Source organism: Pseudomonas sp. KCJK9111, from assembly GCF_046231935.1.
In the GTDB taxonomy this organism is placed as follows: domain Bacteria; phylum Pseudomonadota; class Gammaproteobacteria; order Pseudomonadales; family Pseudomonadaceae; genus Aquipseudomonas; species Aquipseudomonas parafulva_B.
This window is the reverse complement of record NZ_JBJJMO010000025.1, coordinates 22,154-43,250: the sequence shown is the minus strand read 5'-3', so window position 1 is coordinate 43,250 and position 21,097 is coordinate 22,154. Positions and strand designations below refer to the sequence as shown.

Genomic DNA, 21,097 nt, shown 5'->3' with positions numbered 1-21,097 from the left:
GCGTTTTTCACTGGCCGGGCGGTTCAGGCGTAATGCTTGGCTGCTGGGCTGCTTTGCACCAGGTCCAGTGCCGCATCGTTGTCGGCGCTGATCTTCTGGTAAAGCGCAGCGTCGGTGGCCAGGGTCTTCTCGCGTGCCGGGAAGATCTCCTTGAGCTTGGCTGCCCAGGCACCTTTAGCCTGCTCCGGGAAGCAGCGCTCGATCAGCTCCAGCATGATCGAGACCGTCACCGAAGCACCGGGCGATGCGCCCAGCAGCGCCGCCAGGCTGCCGTCCTGGGCAGACACCAACTCGGTACCGAACTGCAGAACGCCGCCTTTTTTCGGGTCCTTCTTGATGATCTGCACACGCTGGCCAGCCACTTCCAGACGCCAGTCTTCGGCCTTGGCTTCGGGGTAGAAGCGACGTAGCGATTCCAGGCGCTGCTCCATCGACTGCATCACCTCACTGACCAGGTACTTGGTCAGGTCCATGTTGTCACGGGCCACCGCCAGCATCGGGCCCAGGTTGCCCAGGCGTACCGACAGGGGCAGGTCCAGCAGCGAACCGTGCTTGAGGAACTTGGTGGTGAAGCCGGCGTACGGCCCGAACAGCAGGGATTTCTTGCCGTCGACCACGCGCGTGTCGAGGTGCGGCACGGACATGGGCGGCGCGCCGACGGCGGCCTGGCTATAGACCTTGGCCTGATGCTGGCTGACGATTTCCGGATTGTCGCAACGCAGCCATTGGCCACTGACTGGGAAACCGCCAAAGCCTTTGCTCTCGGGGATGCCAGAGGCCTGCAACAGCGGCAGCGCAGCGCCACCGGCGCCGAGGAACACGAAGCGAGCGTCCACTTCGCGGCTGTTGCCGCTGTTGACGTCCTTGATGCTGACCGTCCAGCCGGCGCCGTTGCGACGCAGGCCCACGACCTTCTTGCAATACTTGACCTGCGCGTCGGGCGCGTCGCCCAGCAGCTTGAGCAGCTTGTTGGTCAGGGCCCCGAAATTGACATCGGTCCCCTTGAGCACCCGGGTGGCGGCAATGTGCTGGTCAGCCGGGCGGCCCGGCATCATCAGCGGCATCCACTCGTTCATCACGGCCTTGTCGTCGGTGTACTCCATCTCGGCAAAGGCGTGATGCTGCTTGAGCAGTTCGTAGCGCTTCTTCAGGAAGGCGATGCCCTTGTCACCCTCGACGTAGCTCAGGTGCGGTACCGGGTTGATGAACGCCCGCGCCGGGCCGAAGTTGCCTTTCTTGCTCAGGTAGGCCCAGAACTGGCGAGACACCTCGAACTGGGTATTGATGTGCACGGCCTTCTTGATGTCGATGCTGCCATCAGCGGCCTGGGGCGTGTAGTTCAGCTCGCACAAGCCAGCGTGGCCGGTGCCTGCGTTGTTCCAGGGGTTGGAACTCTCTGCGGCCCCGGAGTCCATCGCCTCGACCACTTCGAGTTTCAGGGTCGGGTCAAGCTCCTTGAGCAGTACGGCCAGGGTGGCACTCATGATGCCTGCGCCTACCAGTACTACATCAACCGATTCGTTCTGCGCCATTTAACGCGTCTCCACAATCTACAGCTACCTAATTGACAGCACAGGATCACCGGGTTCTCCAGGATCGCCATGTCCGACTTTTCGCAGTTCATGCAACGTCCGCGGACACCGCCAACCAGTCTTTGGGTTTGCCTATTGAACCCTGTTTGCCCCAGGTGCGGCAATTCGACTTATGGTCAACGACCGTCGGATACGCTATGCAAGCCGCTCAGACACGCATCCAGGTTGGGGCCATTTGCTGCCTGTTCAGGGCTGAAGGGGACACACCTGCCGCTTTTGCACATGCCAGATTGTTCATTTGCTCGCCACACTCTTGTGAAGTAGTGAAAACCGTTTTTTCACGCTCTTTTGAAGACGTGAACCTCAAAAGGGGACTGCGCGATGGCAACCCGCAGGTTCTATGCAGTGTGACGGCCATGGAAGCAGGCACGACAGCCGATGCAAGACCTGAGTGGAAGGCTCTCTGTGGGCGAGGCGGGTAGATTTGCCGTGGTCAGACGGCGGATGCGGGGCCCGATCAGGAGACGTCCTTATAATCGGGGGGAGATTATAGCGAGGTCGCGGTCAGAAATGTCGCCATTTCGCGGTTTTATTGCAGGGTTTTTCAGGCAGCCAGGTTGCGTTGATGCCAGCGGCGACTTGTCGGCTTGCAAACCCGGGCACCGTCCGGCAGTGCATGACCCAGCCAGGCAAGCTGCACTTCGTGCACCTGCACCCAGCCATCGCCCTCAGGTACTTGCGAGCAATGCTTGAAGGCCAGGCACGTGCCGTTCATGTCGAGCAGGGCGTAGGCGGTGTGGCGAGGAGCAGGCAACAACAGGTGCAAAAGCGAGACCATGGCAGATGTCCTGTGCAGGTGAGCGTGCAGCCACATTAAGCGTTGCCGGTTAAGCGTTTGTGACAACCTCGGACGTACCGGGTGCAAGCGGTGCACGCCGCTTGTAGCCAGGCCCTTGCCGCTGGGTATACTGTGCGCCATCGCCGCATTTTCTGGAGAATCGCGCATGTTGCAACGACTGTTGTTCGGTTTGATCACCGTAGCCAGCCTCAGCCTGGTCGGTTGTGCCCACAGCCCGCAACAACTCAATCCGCAGCCCAAGCTCACGGCGCAACTCACCCCGGTGGGGCAGGGGCAGCCGGTGGTGGTGCGAGTGGTAGACGGCAGGCCTTCACCGTCGCTGGGCACCCGCGGTGGCATGTACCCGGAAACCAGTACCATCAGTGTCAGCGGCAACCAGGTGGTGCCCAAGCTGCAGGCCCAGGCCGAGGCTGCCGTGCGCTTGCTGGGCTTTACGCCCACCACTGCAGGCAACGCGCCCCAGTTGACCGTTACCCTGGCCGAGCTCAAGTACCAGTCGCCCAAGGACAAACTGTACGTGACCGAAGCCACCATCGGCGCCACCTTCCGTGCTGACGTCGCCAACAATGGTCGCCGCTACACCGGTCGCTATGGCGCTTCGCTGGACCAGCGCTTTGGCATGGCGCCGAACCAGGACACCAACACCCAGTTGGTCAGCGATGTGCTGAGCGACGCGCTGACCCGGTTGTTCAAGGACCCAAGTATCGGTCAGGTGCTGGCGCAATAGCCTTCAATGGCTCATCCAAACCGCTGCCCGGTGACGGCCAGCGGTTTTTTTATGCTGCGTACCGGTATCAGGCCGTTGCTATGCGCAGGTCCAGCATGCTGATCCCGGTCTGGGCATCCACCTCGGGCCAGTGCTCATGGGCATGCCCGCCCAGGGCGCAGTAGACCAGCCATTGACGGTCTTGCACATTGATGGCCAGACCATCGACGAGCGCCTGTTGCTCATCACTCTGGGCAACGAGGTAAAGGCGGTCCTGGTTTTCGGCATGCAGCATGACAAGCTCCGGTGCTAGGAAGGACGACAGGGTGGCCTGTTCTGATGACGAACCGATGACAGATGAAATTAAATGACACGCGGTCGCTGCCATGCAGGCAGCGTCAGGTGGGTTGGGTAGAATGCTGGCTTTTGTTCAGGTCTACGCCGAGGTGACGCGATGTCCATGCACATGCTCTGGGGGCTGATTGCCGCCCATCCCACCAAGCTCATCAATGTGCTGGCCTTGCTGCTGACGTGTCCAGGCGGGCTGCTGTTGCACAGCGCCAGGCGAAGCGCGGCCGATGCACAGCCAGGGCCGGGAGAGCTGCAAAGGCCGTATGCGCGATTCGCAGGATGGGTGCCCAGGCAGCGCTACGGCCTGGGCTTCGCCTGCCTGGCCAGTGCGCTGGTGCTGTCGTGGGTCAGCACCTGGGCCTGAGCACAATCGGGGCTCATGCTGATTGGGACGCTGGCGTTCAACAGCGTCCCCTCAATGCTCAAGCAAGCGGTGCCTGCTGCCTGACCTGATACTGATTGCGCACCGGCGTGGCGTACTGCAACACCAGGTAAGGCCGCTGCTCTTCAGGGCAGGCATCCAGCCTGCGCTGCCATTCTTCCTTGGCCTTGGCCAGTTCGTCGGCAGGGAACACCTGCTCGGCGCTTGGCACCTGCAGCGTGTCATCCTGCTCGGCCCACATGGCGTAGGCCAGGTAATGCACCGGGAACAGTCGATAACCGCCGAGGATCTGCCGGTCGATTTCCGCGGCCAGCTGCTTGGTGTCCTCGTAATACTGGGTCACTGGCGGTGCAAAGTTGATGTGCACGCGGCCTTTGTAGCCGGTGATGCCCTTGGCGATGCTATGGTCGTCCTCGCCAGGTGCCTTCTGGTAGGTACCCGTGGTGGCGCGGATGTACAACTCACGAGCCTTGGCCTGGTCGCAGGGGTCGTATTCGTAGCTGATCGATACCGGCGTCAGGTTCAGGCTCTGGATGACCGCGCCGAACGCCTCGTCCTTGCGACTCATGTGGAACATCTTGAGGATGGCCGAATCGGTCCGGTCGTCGCCATCCTTGGCGCGGCCTTCAGCCTGGGCGATCCAGATGGAAGTGGCGTCGTTGACGATGGAGTGATTGATGTAGGCCGACAGCAGCTGGTACGCGGCCAGCTTCTCGCGGCGGCCGGTGATCGAGCGGTGCACGATGAAGCTCTTGTTGAGCCGCATGAGGTCGCTGACGAACGGTTTTTGCAGCAGGTTGTCGCCAATGGCGATGCGCGGGGTGGGCAGGCCGGCGTGGTACACCGCGTAGTTGACGAATGCCGGGTCCATGACGATGTCACGGTGGTTGGCCAGGAACAGATAAGCCGTGCCGGCCTTGAGCTGCTCCACACCCGAATAGGTCACGCCATCGGTGGCGCGGTCGATGGTGCGATCAACGTAGTGCTCGACCTTGTCCTGCAGGGTCGATACACAGGTCACACCAGCGAACTCCTTGCGCAGGCGCCGGGCGATCAGCGGTTTAAGCAGCCAGCCAAGGGCACCGGCCGCACGCGGGAAGCGGAAATGAGTCAGGATATCGAGGAATGCCGGGTCGCTGAGCAGGCGTGCCAGAACTCCAGGGACCTCAGCGTCGTCGTATGGTCGGATGGCATCGAATTCGCCCATCATGCTCTCTTGTTGGAAACGGCTAGGGTAATAATGAAGTACGGGCAGGCCCCGAAAAACGGCTCGGACGCACGTGGCCCTGTAAACAGAGCGGCAATTATACGCATAACTCGTCGTGGAGGCCCTGATGCTGGAAACAGAGTTCTACGATTGCCCTTATTGTGGCGAGCGGGTGGAAACCTCCGTCGATCTGTCCGGCGGCGACCAGGTATACACCGAAGACTGTCAGGTGTGCTGTCAGCCGATCGTGTTCGTGCTGCAGGTGCATGACGACGAATGGATGCTCGATGTCAGACGTGAGGACGATGCGTGATGAGGCGTATCTACGAACCCGAAAGCCTGCTCGAAGCAGAAATGCTGGCCGGTATGCTCGCCAGCGAAGGGGTGCAGGCGCACCTGGTGGGCCGCGACCTGGTCGGGGCGACCGGCGAATTGCCCCTGCACGGGTTGCTGGGCTTGTCGGTGGCCGATGAACAGGCCGAATACGCACGGCAGTTGATCGATGCGTACAATGGCGCCCAGCCGCTGATTGGCGACGAGCCGGAGAGCTTCCCCGGTACCTTGATCTGCTAGGTTTAGAATTACCTCATGTGTGGACGTTACGCCCTGTTCCGCTGGCCCCAGGCATTGGCCAGCCTGCCTGGCTTTCCTGCCGGGCAGCCCGCCCAGTGGAATATTTCGCCCGGCAATACCGTCCTCATCCAGCGCCAGCTGGACGGGCAGCTGCAAGTGGCCAAGGCGCGCTGGGGCCTGACGCCGCCGTGGCTCACCGACCTTTCCCGCACCCCCGCCCATGCCCGCGCCGAAACGCTGGCCGAGCAGCCGATGTTCCGCGAAGCCTTTCGCCAACGACGCTGCCTGATACCGGCCAATGGTTTCTATGAGTGGCGAGGCAGCGTGCGCAAACGGCCCTTTTGGCTGACACCGGGCGAGGGGGCGTCGCTGTATTTCGCCGCTGTGTGGGAGGCTTATGCCGTACAGGAACACGTCTGGCTCAGCTGCGCCGTGGTCACCCAGGCGGCGATGAATCAACGTAGGCCCCTGATTCTGGACGAAGCAGGGCAGGCTGCCTGGCTGGACCCGCAGACGCCGCTGATCCGTTTGCAGCAATTGCTGGCAAGCCCCTCGGTGCCCTTGCGCGAGCGGGCCCTGGCGCCTTTCGTCAACGACCCGAAACTGGACGCGCCCGAGTGCCTCACCCCGGCCTGAGTGCCAGTGCATGCTCGGTTGCTCGCCGCGCAGAGCGGGAGGGTGTGCAAAATCTTCCCTGCGGCTATGGCGGCCCACCTATGAGTCATCCTAGGATACGGCGCATGTAAAAAGGAGTGTTTCCATGCGTAAGTCTTTTGTCATCAGCCTAATGAGCGCTGGCATCCTGCTCGCTGGCTGCCAAGGGGTGAACACCACCAGCGGCGGTGCGGTGGGCGTTGAGCGCAAGCAGTACATGTTCAGCATGCTCTCGCCCGACGAGGTCAACACCATGTACGCCCAGTCGTACCAGCAGACCCTGGGGGAAGCGTCCAGCAAGGGCTTGCTCGACAAATCCAGTGCAGATGCCAGGCGTGTACAGGCTATCGCCAACCGTTTGATTGCCCAGGCGCCCCAGTTCCGGCCGGACGCTGCGCAGTGGAAATGGGAAGTCAACGTGATCAAGAGCGATGAGCTCAATGCCAACTGCGGGCCAGGCGGCAAGATCATCGTCTACACCGGCCTGATCGATCAGCTCAAGCTCAACGACGCCGAGATCGCGGCCGTCGTCGGTCACGAAATCGCCCACGCCTTGCGCGAGCACAGCCGTGAAGCGATGTCCAAGGCCTACGGCGTGGAAATGGCGCGCCAGGGTGCTGGCGCCATCTTCGGTTTGGGTCAGGACAGCATGGCGCTGGCCGACACCGTGGTGAACTACGCCATGACCTTGCCCAACAGCCGGGCCAACGAGAACGAAGCAGACCTGATCGGTCTCGAGCTCTCGGCGCGTGCAGGCTACGACCCGAACGCGGCCATCACCCTGTGGAACAAGATGAGCAAGGCTTCGGAAGGGGCACCGCCGGAGTTCATGAGTACGCACCCGGCCTCGGCCAGCCGTATTGCCGCCTTGCAGGCAGCCATCCCCAAAGTCATGCCGCTGTATCAGGCAGCGGCCAAGCCCTGAGGCCCGCTGCAGGCGGGCAAGCGAGTGCCATGAAGGCTCCGCTCTGCCCGCCCGTGCCTCAACCCACCCAGCCGCTGGCCTTCATGGCCGTGTAGACCGCAACGATCGCGAGCACGAAGAACGCGGCGGCCGCCAGGCGGCGAATCAGCGTCAGCGGCAGTTTGTCCGCGGCGAAATTACCCGCCAGCACCACGGGCACGTTGGCGATCAGCATGCCCAGCGTGGTCCCGACGATGACCATGATCAGGTGAGGGTACTGCGCGGCCAGCATGACCGTGGCGACCTGAGTCTTGTCTCCGATCTCGGCCAGGAAGAAGGCGATCAGCGTGGTCAGGAACGGCCCGAAGCGGCGCGCAGGGTTTTCGTCGTCGTCCATCTTGTCCGGCACCAGCGTCCACAGGGCCGTGGCGGTGAAGCTGGCGGCCAGGATCCAATGCAGCGCAGCGTCGCTGAAGAAACTGCCGAACCAGGCGCCCACGGCACCTGCTGCGGCATGGTTGGCCAGCGTGGCGGCGACGATACCGGCAATGATGGGCCAGGGCTTGCGAAAGCGGGCAGCGAGGATGAGCGCGAGCAGCTGCGTCTTGTCGCCGATTTCGGCCAGGGCAACGATTGCGGTGGGTACCAGCAGAGATTCCAGCATCAGGATTCCTACGGGGGCGGGTCGACACGGCTATGACACGTACGACCTCCCCGCCCCGGGTAAGGTGTGCGTGTCATAGGTCTTGTCAAACCCCGGGCCTGTCTGCGCAGGCCTGGCCATGCACGTTTGCATGGTGGGTCGCACGCGCCATGGTCTGTGGACCAAGTATGTTGACGCGTACCGGGCGAGCGTGGCGCTCGCGGGAGACTACTCCCCTAGGACGGTGCGGATTCTGCCTAGGCGAAACGGTTTCGGCAAGCGCTGTTTTTATCAGCGTGTTGCCTGGTAGATCCTGAACCCGTCGGCTTCCTCCAGGACCTGGCAGTTACCCAACGCCGCTTCGATGATCGGTTTGTAGCGCAGGAAAGTATTGGCTACCAAGCGTATTTGGCCGCCTTTTCGCAGGTGAACGGCCGATTTTTGCAGAAGATTCTCCGACGCCTGGTAATCGGTGTGGACCCCGGTGTGAAACGGCGGGTTGCTCAGTATCACGTCCAGCTCCAAAGGGGCCGCATCGATACCGTCACCTTGCACGACCTCGGCCTCCAGGCCATTGGCCGCCAGGGTGAGGCGGCTGGCGGCCACGGCGAAGGCATCCACATCCAGCATCGTCACGTGGCTGCCAGGGTAGCGCCGTTTCACTGCCGCCCCCAGCACACCAGCGCCGCAGCCGAAGTCCAGCACGTGGCCCTCTGGCAGCGCCTCCAGGTGGCGCAGCAGCACCGCCGTGCCTCGGTCAAGGCGGCCGTGGCTGAAGACTCCAGGCAAGCTCACCACCTGCAAGGGGCCGTCTGGCAGTGACAGCTCGAACTGCTTGGCCAGTGTGTGCAGCGCGGCTGCCTGCGGCGCCTGTTCAACGCTGACCTGCCACAGTTGGCAGTGCCGGGCGCTGTCGAGTTTGCGCGGCTTGCCAAAAGCCTGGAGGTGCCGCGCGACGCTTTCGATACCCCCGCGTTTTTCACCCACCACGTACAACGTGCCGCCTTGCAGGCGTGCGGCCAGGGTAGTGAGCAGGTAAGCCGCCAGCTCGCGCGACTTGGGAAGAAACAGCACGGCAGTGGGCACGTCCACCGCCGGGGGCTCCACCGCGCAGTGGCAGCGGCCGACAAAGCGGCTTTCGAGCAGGGCGTGATCGCCTGCGTGCCAGGTCCAGGCATGGGCCTGGGGCAGTTGGGCCAACAGGCCATCGGCCGGGGCCCCGGCAATCAGCAGCGGGCCCTGGAACAGCTCTGCCTGGCGGAGCAACACTTCACTGCGCGGGTCCATGGACGACGCCTCCGAAAAATCGCGCAGTGTAGCAGAGCCGCGACTGTGCCTCAGCCGACCACGCGGCGTGCCTGCCCGGCAAAGTACGCCTGGGCGTTTTCCGCCAGTTGGCCAACGATCCGCTGGCGCGCCTCGACAGCCCCCCAAGCGCTGTGAGGGGTAATGATCAGGCGCTCGATGCCAGGTTCGAGCAGGGGGTTGCCGTCTACCGGAGGCTCGACGCTCAACACGTCGGTTGCAGCCCCGCCCAAATGACCACTGCGCAATGCATCGGCCAGCGCCTGCTCGTCGATCAACCCGCCACGTGCGGTATTGACCACCAGTGCACCGGGCTTGAGCAGGGCCAGTTCGCGCTCGCCGATCATGTGCCGAGTGTGCTCATTCAGGGGGCAATGCAGGGTGAGGGCGTCGACCTGTGGCAGCAGCTCATCCAGTGGCAGGCGGTCGGCACGGCTCGGCCGGCCTGGAATCTGCCCGCTCAGCACGCGCATGCCGAAGGCTTCGGCCAAGCGTGCCACCGCACCGCCCAGTTCGCCATGGCCGAGCAGGCCGAGGGTCTTGCCCTCCAGCTCGACGATCGGATAGTCCAGCAGGCAGAACTGGCTGGCCTTGGCCCATCGTCCCTCGGCCACCGCCTTGTTGTAATCACACAGGCGCGTGGCCAGTGCCAGCAGCAGGCCCAGGGTGTGCTGGGCAACCGAAGGTGTGCCGTAGCCCTGACAGTTGCAGACCGTGATGCCTTGCGCCCGGGCGGCGGCCAGGTCGACGTTGTTGGTGCCGGTAGCAGCCACCAGGATCAGCTTGAGCTGTGGGTTGGCTTCGAGGCAGGCCGCGTCGAGCACCACCTTGTTGCTGATCACCGCAACAGCGCCTTGAAGACGTTCGGCCACCTGCTCGGGCGTCGTGGCGGCGAACAGCGCCAGTGAATCGAACGACCGGTGCAGCGGCGTCAGGTCCAGGTCGCCCAGGTCCAGGGAGTCGTGGTCGAGAAAAACGGCGTGGCGCGAGCTGGGCATAGGGGGCTCCGGTTCAACAAAAGGGGATGAGGTCTGGTTGACGCCTGTGGATCAGTGTCCAGCCCTTGCTTGCCGCCCGTCAACGCCTGGCGCCGCAGGCTGCACCGGCCAAATCATTCCTTCGGCTGATTTGACCGGCGCAGTCGCGCACTACAGTGACGCCACGCCTTGCAAGCCCGCGCCTCAATAAAAGGGATATTTATGCTGCAGACCCGTCTCCTCAAGCCCGCCGACGACGCCTACGCCTACCCCCTGCTGATCAAGCGCCTGCTGATGTCGGCCAGCCGCTACGAAAAGACCCGTGAGATCGTCTACCGGGACCAGGTGCGACTGACCTATGCGCAGTTGAGCCAGCGCATCGCGCAGTTGGCCAACGTGCTGAGCGAAGCCGGCGTGAAGGCCGGCGACACCGTGGCAGTGATGGACTGGGACAGCCACCGCTATCTTGAGTGCATGTTCGCCATCCCGATGATCGGCGCAGTGGTGCATACCATCAACGTGCGCCTCTCGCCCGACCAGATTCTCTACACCATGAATCACGCCGAAGACCGCCTGGTGCTGGTCAACAGTGACTTCATCGAGCTGTACCAGTCCATTGCCGGCCAGTTGACCACGGTCGAGCGCACTGTGCTGCTGACCGACGGGGTGGATACCCATGCGGCCTTGCCCAACCTGGTCGGCGAGTATGAGCAGCTGCTGGCTGGGGCGAGCACGCAGTACGATTTCCCCGACTTCGACGAACATTCGGTCGCCACCACCTTCTACACCACAGGCACCACGGGCAACCCCAAGGGGGTGTATTTCACCCATCGGCAACTGGTCCTGCATACCCTGGCCGAAGCCTCGGTCATGGGCAGCATCGACAGCGTGCGGCTGCTGGGCAGCAATGACGTGTACATGCCCATCACCCCCATGTTCCACGTGCATGCCTGGGGTATTCCGTACGTTGCGACCATGTTGGGCATCAAGCAGGTGTACCCGGGCCGCTACGAGCCCGAGATGCTGCTCAAGCTGTGGCGCGAAGAGCAGGTCACCTTCTCCCACTGCGTACCGACCATCCTGCAGATGCTGCTCAACTGCCCCCACGGCACAGGTGTGGATTTCGCCGGCTGGAAAATCATCATCGGCGGCAGTGCGCTGAACCGTTCGCTCTACGATGCGGCCTTTGCCCGGGGCATTCAGCTGACAGCAGCCTACGGCATGTCCGAGACGTGCCCGTTGATCAGTGCCGCGCACCTCAACGACGAATTGCAGGCCGGCACCGAAGATGAGCGCATCAGCTACCGCATCAAGGCCGGTGTACCGGTGCCGCTGGTGGAAACGGCCATCATCGATGCAGAAGGGCATTTCCTGCCCGCCGACGGTGAAACCCAGGGTGAACTGGTGTTGCGTGCGCCGTGGCTGACGCAGGGCTATTTCAAGGAGCCGGAAAAGAGCCAGGCGCTGTGGGAGAACGGCTGGCTGCACACCGGCGACGTCGCCACGCTCGACAGCATGGGTTTTATCGACATCCGCGATCGCATCAAGGATGTGATCAAGACCGGTGGCGAGTGGCTGTCCTCGCTGGACCTGGAAGACATGATCAGCCGGCATCCGGCTGTGCGGGAAGTGGCTGTGGTAGGGGCGGCCGATCCCCAGTGGGGCGAGCGCCCGTTTGCCCTGGTGGTGGTGCGCGAAGGCCAGGTGATCGATGCCAGGGCACTCAAGGAACACCTCAAGCCGTTCGTAGAGCAGGGGCGCATCAACAAGTGGGCCATCCCCAGCCAGATCGCCCTTGTTACTGAAATTCCCAAGACCAGTGTCGGCAAGCTCGACAAGAAACGCATCCGCCAGGACATCATCGAGTGGCAGGCCTGCAACAGTGCCTTCCTGTCCACCCTGTGAAAGCGGGCATGCGGCAATCTGTCCTGGGCCAACCCGCATGCCAGAGCGGAGCAGTGCTTGCCAAATGGCGCAAATGCGCCATTCTTCAGCACGGCCGGGGCGCAATCGGAGCACACAGCACCGCCCAGGCGGCACGGAGCGCAAATCACACTTTAGAGGGATCGAGCGCCTGTGCCTTGGTGGCTATAGTCGGGGCCAGGGGCTTTTCGGGAGGGGAGGGTGAGCAGGCGCTGTCTTGCACACCGGTCGTTCGGGCCATTCCTGAAAGCACCACTGCCATAACAAAAAAGAACATGGAGTAGCGTCGATGAAATCTGCAAACCCGTTCTGGCGCAGGGCCAGGTTGCCGATGGCTGTCAGCCTGGCGTCCACCCTTGCCAGTCCCGCTTTCGCGGTCAGTTTCAACATCGGTGAAATCGAAGGCCAGTTCGACTCGTCGCTCTCCATCGGCGCCAGTTGGTCGACAGCCAGTCCCAACCGCAACCTGATCGGGGTCAACAACGGCGGCAAGGGCCTTTCGCAAACGTCCGACGATGGCCACCTCAACTTCAAGAAGGGCGAGACCTTCTCCAAGATCTTCAAGGGCATCCACGACCTGGAGCTCAAGTACGGCGATACCGGCATCTTCGTACGCGGCAAGTACTGGTACGACTTCGAACTCAAGGACGAGGGCCGGCAATTCAAGGACATCAGCGACTCCAACCGCAAGGAAGGGGCCAAGTCCTCCGGTGCCGAGCTGCTCGACGCCTTCGTCTACCACAACTACTCCATCGGCGATCAGCCAGGCTCGGTGCGCCTGGGCAAGCAAGTGGTCAGCTGGGGCGAGAGCACCTTCATCGGCAGCGGCATCAATGCCGTCAACCCAATTGACGTGTCGGCGTTTCGCCGGCCAGGGGCCGAGATCAAGGAAGGCCTGATTCCGGTCAACATGTTCTATGTTTCCCAGAGCCTGACCGACAACCTGTCGGCCGAGGCCTTTTACCAGCTCGAGTGGGACCAGACCGTCGTCGACAACTGCGGCACGTTCTTCTCGCAACCAGACATCATTGCCGACGGCTGCACCGACAACCTGCGTGTGCTCAACAGCAGCCGTACCGTGCCTGCCGCCGCTCGCCAGTTCCTGGCCACCCGCGGCGTCAACCTCAACGAAGAAGGGGTGATGGTGCGCCGTGGCGGCGACCGTGATGCCCGTGACAGCGGGCAGTTCGGCGTGGCCATGCGCTACATGTTCGAGCCGCTGGACACCGAGTTTGGCGCCTACTTCATGAACTATCACAGCCGTGCGCCGATCTTCAGCGCAACCGGCGCCTCGCCTTCGGTCTTCGCCGCGATCCCGACCCTTCCAGCGCAGTTGCGTGCATTGGCACCGTTGATCGTGGCTGGCAACTCCAAGTACTTCGTCGAGTACCCCGAGGACATCCGCCTCTATGGCCTGAGCTTCTCCACCACACTGCCCACCGGCACCGCCTGGAGCGGTGAGATCAGCTACCGTCCCAACGCACCTGTGCAGCTCAACACCACCGACATCCTGTTCGCCGGTGTGCGCCCGCTGGGCGGCGCCTTGAGCAACGCTTCGCTGCTCGATGGCGTGCCTGGCCAGGACCTGCATGGCTACCGGCGCAAGGAAGTCACCCAGTTCCAGACCACCCTGACCCACTTCTTCGACCAGGTGATGGGTGCCAGCCGCATGACCGTGGTGGGCGAGGTGGGCGTGACCCATGTCGGCGGCCTGGAAAGCGCCTACGACACACGCTACGGCCGCGACCCGGTGTTCGGCCCCGGCCCGTTGCCCGCCACCGGTGGGGCCAATACCTGCCAGGCGCTCAACACCAGCACCATTAGTGGCGCAGGCGCCGGTGCCTCGACAGCCAACCTGAACCGCAAGTGCGAGAACGACGGCTATACCACCAGCACTTCGTGGGGCTACCGCGCCCGGGTCATCTGGGACTACAACGATGTGTTCGCAGGCGTCAACCTCAAGCCGAGCGTGGCCTGGTCCCATGACGTCTCCGGTTATTCGCCAGGCCCTGGCGGCAACTTCGAGGAGGGACGCAAGGCGGTCAGCCTGGGGCTGGATGCCGAGTACCAGAACACCTACACCGCCAGCCTGTCATACACCAATTTCTTCGACGGCAAGTACAGCACCGTGGATGACCGCGACTTCCTCGCCCTCAGCTTCGGCGTGAACTTCTAAGCATACGGATCCAGGACGACACGACATGAACAACACCAGAAGTCTGCTGCAAGCCGGTGTGCTGGGCCTGTCCCTGCTGGCAACCAGCGTGATGGCGGCAGTACCGGCCGGCGAAGCGGCCAAGTTGGGTGCCACCCTGACCCCCATGGGCGCGGAAAAGGCCGGTAATGCTGATGGCTCCATCGGGCCATGGCAGCCGCTCTCGAAGACGGCCGGCAGCGTCGATGGCAAAGGTTTCCTCGCCGACCCCTACGGTACCGAGAAACCGCTGTTCACCATCACCGCGCAAAACGCCGAGCAGTACAAGGACAAGCTGTCCCCAGGCCAGATGGCCATGCTCAAGCGCTACCCGGACACCTATAAGCTTCCCGTCTACAAGACGCACCGTGGGGCAACGGTACCGGCCGAGGTGTTCGCTGCAATCAAGGAAAACGCTACTCAGGCCACCCTGGTGGAGGGGGGTAACGGCCTGAACAACTTCCGCACGGCGGTGCCGTTCCCCATCCCGCAGAACGGTCTGGAAGTGATCTGGAACCACATCACTCGCTACCGTGGCGGCAGCGTGAGCCGCCAGGTCATCCAGGCGACCCCGCAGCAGAATGGATCATTCAACCCGGTGTCGTTCTCCGATCAGTTCGTGTTCCGTGATCGGATGAAAGACTACGACCCCAACAATCCAGGGAACATCCTGTTCTACTTCAAGCAGGAAGTGACTGCGCCAGCTCGCCTTGCAGGCACCGTGCTGCTGGTTCACGAGACCCTCGACCAGGTCAAGGAACCTCGCAAGGCGTGGATCTACAACGCCGGTCAACGCCGCGTGCGCCAGGCGCCGCAGGTGTCGTACGACGGCCCGGGGACCGCTGCAGACGGCCTGCGAACCTCCGATAACCTCGACATGTTCAACGGCGCCCCGGACCGCTATGACTGGAAGCTCGAAGGCAAGAAGGAACTGTACATCGCCTCCAACGCCTTCAAGCTCGACGACCCGAAACTCAAGTACGCCGACATCATCAAGGCAGGGCACATCAACCAGGACCTGACACGTTACGAGCTGCGCCGCGTCTGGCATGTGGTGGCCACGCTCAAGCCCGGCCAGCGACACATCTATGCCAAGCGTGACTTCTACATCGACGAAGACACCTGGCAAGCCGCCGTGATCGACCAGTATGACGGGCGCAACCAGCTCTGGCGTGTGTCTGAAGCCCATGCGCAGCCGTACTACAACGTCGAGGTGCCATGGATCACCCTTGAAGCCATCTATGATCTGCAATCGGGGCGCTACCTGGCCCTGGGCATGAAGAACGAAGAAAAACGTGCCTACGACTTCGGCTTCACTGCCAGCAAGGCCGACTTCCAGCCTGCGGCCCTGCGTCAGTCAGGTATCCGCTGATACCGAAGAAGTCAGTGACAGGGCCACCCTCGGTGGCCCCATCGCGCCAATGCAGGGGGTGCCAGCCCCCGGCAGAAGCGCCGGGCCATTGCGATAAACCGTCTGAATACCCCGCCAAAGCCCCCATTCCAGCCCGCGTCGATCGGCGCTGTTGCTTTTTGTCGTAGTCTTTTTCCGACGCAGTCTCCCCGTCAACTTCAAATGCAGGGCGTTAACCGCTAGTCTCGCAACCACCCCTACGCCGTATTTGTCCACCCAGAACGAGCCGGCCATGACAGATCTGTCCCGTACGCATGGATGCACCAGCCAGGCCGTGGGCCTGATGGACGAGCACTTCTTTCGACCGCCCTTGCCCGATGGCCACGTCCCGCGTCAGCGCCTGTGCCAGCGCCTGCAGGCGGGGCTAGGCGGGCGGTTGCTGCTGATCAGTGCGCCAGCGGGTTTCGGCAAGAGTTCGCTGGCCATCGAGTTCTGCGAGACGCTGCCTGCCCATTGGCGCACATTGTGGTTGGGCTTGAGCCAGCGAGACGCCGATCCCGGGCGCTTTCTCGAGCGCCTGCTCGACGGGTTGCAGCAGCACTGCCCCGCCATGGGGGGGCAGGCGATGGGGCTGTTGAAGATGCGCCAGCGCCACCAGCCGTTTGCTTTCGAGCCGTGGCTTGGCACGGTGCTCGACGCGTTGGCGCTGCACTTGCGCAGCGAGTCGCCCTTGCTGGTGGTGCTGGACGACTACCACCTTGCCCAAGGTCCCGTCCTGGACCACTGCCTGCAATTCTTCCTCAATCACTTGCCCGCAGGCCTCGTGCTGCTGGTGACCAGCCGTCAGCGCCCGGACTGGCACCTGGCACGCCTTCGCCTGTCCCGGCAATTGGCCGAGCTGAGCGAGCAGGACCTGCGCCTGACCGCCGAAGAGTCGCTGGCGGTGCTGGGGCGCAGGCCCACTGGGCTGCGTGGCCAGGCGCTGGACAACCTCATCCAGCGCAGCGATGGCTGGGTGGCCGGGCTGCGTTTCTGGCAGCTGGCCGCTAGCGAGTCCAGCGATGAAAACGTTCTGCCCCAGGCGTTGCACGGTGGCGAAGGCCTGATCCGCGATTACCTGCTCGAAGAGGTGATCGACATACTGCCGGCGCCTGTGCAGCGCTTTCTCGACGAGACGGCATGCCTGGAACGCTTCTGCGCGCCCCTGTGCGACGCGGTACGGCTGCAACAGGACAGCAGCGCCATCCTGGATTTTCTGCAATCGCACCAGGTGTTCCTGGTGCCACTGGATGAGCACGGCCGGTGGTTTCGCTACCACCATCTGTTCTCCGACCTGCTTCGCAGCCGCCAGGCGCGCGAGCCTTTGACCGAGCGGCACCTGCGCGCCTCTTGCTGGTTCCAGTCCCAAGGCTTGCTGGACGAGGCGGTGGAGCAGGCGTTGCGCGGGGGCGACCTGAATGCTGCGGCCGACCTTGTGCAAAGCTTGTCCGAAGAGCAACTGCTGGCCGAGCAGAACGTCGCGATGCTGCTGCGTTGGAAAATGGACCTGCCCGACAGCCTGTTGGTCAGCACACCGCGCCTGATCGTGTTGTACAGCTGGGCCCTTGGCCTGGCGTGTCAGCTCGACGCTGCCGAGGAACTGGCAAGTCATCTGGGGCGCTTTCTGCCGGCGCCTTCTGCCACTGCCCAGAAGTCCATGCTCGCCCAGTGGCTGGCGCTCAGCGGCGTGATCGCCAGGGGCCGGGGCGATCGTGAACGCACCCTGACCTGCTGCACCGAAGCACTGCAGAGCCTGCCCTGCAAACGGTATGGCCAGCGCCTGGTGTGCCTGTCGACGTTGTCGAACCTGGCAATCGCCGAGGGCGACTTCTGGCGTGCGCGGGGCTGGAACCGGGAAGCGCTGGAACTGGCGCAGCGCGTCGGCAACCCACTGTTCGAGGCCCTGGCCCACTACGACAGGGCCCGGGTATTGCACGCCCGAGGCGAGGTCGTGCGTGCACTGGGCGAAGTGCGTGAAGGGCTACAGCGTTTGCACGGGTTGTCTGCACAGCGGTTGTATGCAATCCGGGCGCGGCTGACCTTGTACGAAGGCTATCTGCTGGTCGCGCGCCTGTGTCCGGAGCAGGGGCTGGCTCGGCTGCGTGGTGGCCTGGGCGAGGCACGTGCTTGCCGTGACATCAGTGTGCTTATCGGTCATTGCGTGATTGCCATGCTCGACGGACGGGAAGGGCGCTTCGCCGAAGCGTTCACTGAACTCGCCGAAGCCGAACGCCTGATGCACATCTGGGACGTGCCACCTGTGTACTACCTGGCGATGATCACCTTGGTCAAATGCGAACTCTGGCTCGCGCAAGGGCGCATGGACCTTGCCGAATCCTGGCTGTCGCGCCTGGGGCAGACCTACGGCGGCGCGCAGGCGGCCCTGGCGCCCGAATTCCACCCGTTGTTGCCCTGCCATGTCGCGTTGCAGCAAGCCGCACTTGACCGCATTCAGGGGCGTGAGGCACAGGCGGCACGCAACCTTGAACAGCTTGCCGAGCGCGGCCAGGGCTGTGGGTGCATGATGCTGACAGTGAGCGCTTTGTGCCCGTTGATCGCCTTGCACCTTGACCAGGGGCATCAGGCACAGGCGGCACGGTTGCTGCCGGCGCTGCTGCAGGCGGCCAGTGGCGGTGTGCTGCAGCCGTTCCAGGAGCTGCTGCAACGCTACCCGCAGTGGCTGCGCGAGCAGGTCCAGGGCAGCGACAACAGTTCGGTTCGGGCCCAGCTGCTCGAGCGGTTGCCCGGCTTGCCATGCACCACTGCCAGTGCTGATGCACTCAGTAGCCGCGAACGGGCTGTGCTGGAGCTGATCGCCCAGGGTTGGTCGAACCAGCAGATCAGCGAGCGGCTGTTCATCTCGCTGCACACGGTCAAGACGCACGCCAGCCACATCAACAGCAAGCTGGGGGTTGAGCGCCGCACCCAGGCCGTAGCCAAGGCGAAGGCACTTGGCTTGCTGGAGTGACACTGGCAGGGGGTGCGGCGGGTGGCTAAAATGCTGGCCTAATGCCATCTTTGAAGTGGCACGTACGCCACGCTTATCTTTTCCGACCGCCTGCCGATACAGCGTTCGGTGGTTCGCCTCGTGCCATCTTTCCATTTCTTCCAGGGCAGGTCGTGTTGATGCTGCAGTTCGGGCAAAAGAGTTTTCTGATCGTTGACGACTTCACCGACTTTCGCACGTCGACCCGCTCCATGCTGCGCGAGCTGGGCGTTCGCGACGTGGACACCGCCGACAGTGGCGAGCAGGCGCTACGCATGTGCGCCCAGAAGCGTTATGACTGCATCCTGCAAGACTTTCACTTGGGCGATGGCAAGAAAAACGGCCAGCAGGTGCTCGAAGACCTGATCATCGACAAGCACATCAGCCACGAATGCGTGTTCATCATGGTCACTGCCGAAAGCAGCCAGGCCATTGTACTGAGCGCCATCGAGCACGAGCCCGACGCCTACCTGACCAAGCCCTTCAACCGGGTAGGCCTTGCCCAGCGAGTGGAAAAGCTCTACCAGCGCAAGGCGCTGTTGAAACCGATTCTCCAGGCACTGGACCGCAACCGCCCAGGCGAAGTGCTGGCAGCCTGTGCCGAGCTGTGCAAGCGCGACCCGCGTCTGGCGCCGCTGTGCCTGCGCTACCGGGCCGATGCGCTGCGCAACCTCAACCGCTTCGAAGAGCTCGAGAAGTTTCTCAAGGCCATTCTCGCCAGCCGCCCGCAGCCCTGGGTCTATGCGGCATTGGGCAGCCTGATGCACAAGCGCGGCCAGCATGCCCAGGCCCAGGCCGTCTACGAGCAGGCGCTCAAGGCCTTCCCGATCATGCCCAGTCTCTACGACGGCATGGCCGATGTGCTGGAGGCGCAAGGCGAAACCAAGCGCGCCCAAGGGCTGTTGGAGGAGGCCGTGCGGCTTTCGCCGTTATCGGTTCGGCGCCAATCGAAGCTGGGCAAGCTGGCGTTGGCCAACGAAGACTTCGACAGCGCGTCCAAGGCGTTCCGGCACGCCGTGAGTCAGGGGCAGAGCTCACGCTACAAGGATGCCGAGAACAACCTGGGCCTGGTGCAGGCGTTGATGAGCCGTAATGCAGGCTTCGGTCTGGACGCTCGCACCCGGGTCGAGATCAACACCACGCTCAGCGAAGTGGCCAAGGAAAACCCGGAAGACCAAGGCCTTCAGGTGCGTGCCCGCATGATGAAAGCCGCCAGCCTGCAGCAGGCCGGCGATCCGGAGACCGCGGCCAAGCTGACCGACCAGGCCGTCCAGCGCCTGGAAAAGATGAACCAGTTCTTCTCGGTCGATGCGGCCCTGACCGTTGCCCGGCAATTGCAGGCGTCGGGGCAGGATGCCGCGGCCATCGGCGTGCTCAGAAGTTGTGTGGAGAGTTATGGCGACGACCCCAAGGTCATGGAAAGAGTAGGCCAGCTGACGGATGACCCCAGCGTGCTGAACGCCATCACCGAAGCCGTTACGCTCAATCGTCAGGGCGTGCGCAGTTACCAGGGAGGTCAGCTCGGCGAGGCGTTGCAGCTGTTCCGTAAAGCGTTGGGCCTGCAGCCCAGGAACATCAGTATCGCCCTCAATACCGCCCAGGCGCTGCTGCGCATTGGCGGAGAGAATCCTCAGCCTGCGATCATGCAGGAATGCCGCGACGCCTTGACCAGCGTGGCCGGTATCCCCGCCAGCGATAACCGCTATGACCGCTACCGCAAACTGCATACCCGGGTGTTCGGCGCATGAATCTTGATAATCAGGGGCTGGATTTTTCCACGGTGATCGCCTCCACCGTGCACGACCTGAAGAATTCGCTCTCGGCACTGATCCAGTCCCACGGCCAGTGGGTCCAGCGCTTGCCCGAAGAGCTGCGCGGTGGCGCGGAACAGGGGGTGATGGAGCATGAGTTCCGGCACCTCAATGGCATGCTGGTGCAGTTGCTGGGCTTGTACAAGCTCGGTGTGAACCAACTGCCGGTATGCCCGGACTACCACGAACTCGACGATTTCATCGAGGCGCAGTTGGCAGCCCACGAAGAAGTCTTGCAGCACAATGCCATCGAGGCGAACTGGCGCATCGATACCGATAATCCCCTGGGCTTTTTCGATCGCGAGCTGGTGGCATCGGTGGTGACCAACGTCATCACCAATGCCACGCGGTTCGCCGAAAAGGCCCTGTTGATCACCATCGAAGAGGCCGACAACCAACTGGTCATCTGCATCAACGATGACGGGCCCGGCTACCCGGCGCGCATGATCGAACGGCAACAGGAATACATCCAGGGCATCGACTCCACCAGTGGCAGCACGGGCCTTGGCTTGTATTTCGCTGCGCGCATTGCGGCCTTGCATGAAAGCGGCGGCGTGCAGGGCCGCATCGACATCTCCAACGGAGGGGCGCTCGGGGGCGGCCTGTTCCGGTTGTATTTGCCCTGAGGGGCGAACAGGAGGGCGGTGCACAAATGCGCAGGCGGGCGCGGAATTTTCACCCGGCAAGACACTCCAAGCCT

19 protein-coding genes and 1 riboswitch are annotated in these 21,097 nt (G+C 63.0%); of the genes, 12 read left to right on the top strand and 7 right to left on the bottom strand.

Annotated features, from left to right (window positions below; genetic code table 11):
* Positions 1 to 23: 23 nt before the first annotated feature.
* Together mqo and ACK59L_RS10995 are read right to left on the bottom strand one after the other, a co-directional pair.
* Positions 24 to 1,532 carry a malate dehydrogenase (quinone) gene (gene mqo / locus ACK59L_RS11000; protein WP_058605730.1) on the bottom strand — a complete coding sequence of 503 codons (1,509 nt, stop codon included), beginning with the start codon at positions 1,530 to 1,532 and terminating at the stop codon, positions 24 to 26.
* A 604-nt stretch (positions 1,533 to 2,136) separates the two neighbouring features.
* Positions 2,137 to 2,370, bottom strand: coding sequence for a hypothetical protein (locus ACK59L_RS10995; protein ID WP_058639458.1), 234 nt, complete (start codon positions 2,368 to 2,370; stop codon positions 2,137 to 2,139).
* A gap of 166 nt (positions 2,371 to 2,536) precedes the next feature.
* Here ACK59L_RS10995 and ACK59L_RS10990 point away from each other — a divergent pair, with 166 nt between their 5' ends.
* Positions 2,537 to 3,118 carry a YajG family lipoprotein gene (locus ACK59L_RS10990; RefSeq protein ID WP_023534676.1) on the top strand — a complete coding sequence of 194 codons (582 nt, stop codon included), beginning with the start codon at positions 2,537 to 2,539 and terminating at the stop codon, positions 3,116 to 3,118.
* Positions 3,119 to 3,185: 67 nt separating this feature from the next.
* Here ACK59L_RS10990 and ACK59L_RS10985 read toward each other — a convergent pair whose 3' ends face one another.
* Positions 3,186 to 3,392, bottom strand: a complete 207-nt coding sequence (locus ACK59L_RS10985) for a hypothetical protein (protein ID WP_182140240.1) — start codon at positions 3,390 to 3,392, stop codon at positions 3,186 to 3,188.
* A 159-nt stretch (positions 3,393 to 3,551) separates the two neighbouring features.
* Between ACK59L_RS10985 and ACK59L_RS10980 the strand changes: the two genes are divergently transcribed.
* Entirely contained in the window at positions 3,552 to 3,812 is a 261-nt protein-coding gene (locus tag ACK59L_RS10980; protein ID WP_058639456.1) for a hypothetical protein, read from the top strand.
* A 58-nt stretch (positions 3,813 to 3,870) separates the two neighbouring features.
* Here the strand turns inward: ACK59L_RS10980 and ACK59L_RS10975 are convergent, their stop codons facing one another.
* Positions 3,871 to 5,037, bottom strand: a complete 1,167-nt coding sequence (locus ACK59L_RS10975; RefSeq protein ID WP_058605734.1) for a 1-acyl-sn-glycerol-3-phosphate acyltransferase — start codon at positions 5,035 to 5,037, stop codon at positions 3,871 to 3,873.
* A 127-nt stretch (positions 5,038 to 5,164) separates the two neighbouring features.
* Here ACK59L_RS10975 and ACK59L_RS10970 point away from each other — a divergent pair, with 127 nt between their 5' ends.
* The 4 genes from ACK59L_RS10970 to ACK59L_RS10955 all read left to right on the top strand — a co-directional run bounded on the left by ACK59L_RS10970 (position 5,165) and on the right by ACK59L_RS10955 (position 7,189).
* Positions 5,165 to 5,350, top strand: coding sequence for a CPXCG motif-containing cysteine-rich protein (locus ACK59L_RS10970; protein ID WP_058605735.1), 186 nt, complete (start codon positions 5,165 to 5,167; stop codon positions 5,348 to 5,350).
* Positions 5,350 to 5,610 (top strand): putative signal transducing protein, encoded by a 261-nt coding sequence (locus ACK59L_RS10965; protein WP_058605736.1) that lies wholly within the window; start codon positions 5,350 to 5,352, stop codon positions 5,608 to 5,610. The genes ACK59L_RS10970 and ACK59L_RS10965 overlap by 1 nt, the downstream gene beginning before the upstream one ends.
* Positions 5,611 to 5,625: 15 nt before the next feature.
* On the top strand, positions 5,626 to 6,246 hold the full coding sequence (locus ACK59L_RS10960) for an SOS response-associated peptidase (RefSeq protein ID WP_409273557.1): 621 nt from the start codon (positions 5,626 to 5,628) through the stop codon (positions 6,244 to 6,246).
* 124 nt (positions 6,247 to 6,370) lie between these two features.
* A complete protein-coding gene (locus tag ACK59L_RS10955) occupies positions 6,371 to 7,189 on the top strand; it encodes a M48 family metallopeptidase (RefSeq protein WP_058605868.1) in 819 nt (272 codons plus the stop codon).
* A gap of 58 nt (positions 7,190 to 7,247) precedes the next feature.
* Here the strand turns inward: ACK59L_RS10955 and ACK59L_RS10950 are convergent, their stop codons facing one another.
* From ACK59L_RS10950 to ACK59L_RS10940, 3 genes are all read right to left on the bottom strand, one after another.
* A complete protein-coding gene (locus ACK59L_RS10950) occupies positions 7,248 to 7,832 on the bottom strand; it encodes a TMEM165/GDT1 family protein (protein ID WP_023534668.1) in 585 nt (194 codons plus the stop codon).
* Between the two features lie 88 nt (positions 7,833 to 7,920).
* A riboswitch (yybP-ykoY riboswitch) is annotated at positions 7,921 to 8,060 on the bottom strand.
* Positions 8,061 to 8,102: 42 nt separating this feature from the next.
* Positions 8,103 to 9,098 (bottom strand): methyltransferase, encoded by a 996-nt coding sequence (locus ACK59L_RS10945; protein WP_409273554.1) that lies wholly within the window; start codon positions 9,096 to 9,098, stop codon positions 8,103 to 8,105.
* A gap of 50 nt (positions 9,099 to 9,148) precedes the next feature.
* Positions 9,149 to 10,114: a 2-hydroxyacid dehydrogenase gene (locus ACK59L_RS10940; RefSeq protein ID WP_196136640.1), complete on the bottom strand. Its 966-nt coding sequence runs from the start codon at positions 10,112 to 10,114 to the stop codon at positions 9,149 to 9,151.
* A gap of 201 nt (positions 10,115 to 10,315) precedes the next feature.
* Between ACK59L_RS10940 and ACK59L_RS10935 the strand changes: the two genes are divergently transcribed.
* From ACK59L_RS10935 to ACK59L_RS10910, 6 genes are all read left to right on the top strand, one after another.
* Positions 10,316 to 11,998, top strand: coding sequence for a fatty acid--CoA ligase (locus ACK59L_RS10935; protein WP_409273552.1), 1,683 nt, complete (start codon positions 10,316 to 10,318; stop codon positions 11,996 to 11,998).
* 307 nt (positions 11,999 to 12,305) lie between these two features.
* Complete coding sequence (locus tag ACK59L_RS10930; RefSeq protein ID WP_058605863.1) at positions 12,306 to 14,192, top strand: DUF1302 domain-containing protein; 1,887 nt, start codon at positions 12,306 to 12,308, stop codon at positions 14,190 to 14,192.
* Positions 14,193 to 14,217: 25 nt separating this feature from the next.
* Entirely contained in the window at positions 14,218 to 15,582 is a 1,365-nt protein-coding gene (locus ACK59L_RS10925; RefSeq protein WP_326383389.1) for a DUF1329 domain-containing protein, read from the top strand.
* Between the two features lie 271 nt (positions 15,583 to 15,853).
* Complete coding sequence (locus tag ACK59L_RS10920; RefSeq protein ID WP_409273549.1) at positions 15,854 to 18,568, top strand: LuxR C-terminal-related transcriptional regulator; 2,715 nt, start codon at positions 15,854 to 15,856, stop codon at positions 18,566 to 18,568.
* 158 nt (positions 18,569 to 18,726) lie between these two features.
* Positions 18,727 to 20,334, top strand: a complete 1,608-nt coding sequence (locus ACK59L_RS10915; RefSeq protein WP_409273547.1) for a response regulator — start codon at positions 18,727 to 18,729, stop codon at positions 20,332 to 20,334.
* Positions 20,331 to 21,023, top strand: coding sequence for a sensor histidine kinase KdpD (locus ACK59L_RS10910; RefSeq protein ID WP_058605860.1), 693 nt, complete (start codon positions 20,331 to 20,333; stop codon positions 21,021 to 21,023). The genes ACK59L_RS10915 and ACK59L_RS10910 overlap by 4 nt, the downstream gene beginning before the upstream one ends.
* The last annotated feature ends 74 nt before the right edge of the window (positions 21,024 to 21,097 follow it).